We start from the raw sequence: 208 nt of genomic DNA on the forward strand, positions 1-208 counted from the left end.
ATCCTCGGCGACCACGGCTCCGTCGAGGTGACCGTCCAGCTCCCGGCCGGCTCCCGCGTCGAGGCCAAGGGCGCCGCCGCCGAACTCCGCGGCGTCGGAAGGCTCGGCCACGTCGTCTTCGAGAGCGCGCAGGGCCCGGTCAAGCTCGACGAGGCCGCGAGCGCCCACCTCACCCTGCTCGCCGGTGACATCACGGTCGGCCGTCTGG

Annotated in this window: 1 pseudogene; it reads left to right on the forward strand. The window is 74.5% G+C overall.

Annotated features, from left to right (window positions below):
- A pseudogene (locus IF00_RS0140725) lies at window positions 1–208 on the forward strand (DUF4097 family beta strand repeat-containing protein); the annotation flags it as partial.

This window comes from Streptomyces flavochromogenes (assembly GCF_000717595.1).
GTDB lineage: Bacteria > Actinomycetota > Actinomycetes > Streptomycetales > Streptomycetaceae > Streptomyces > Streptomyces flavochromogenes.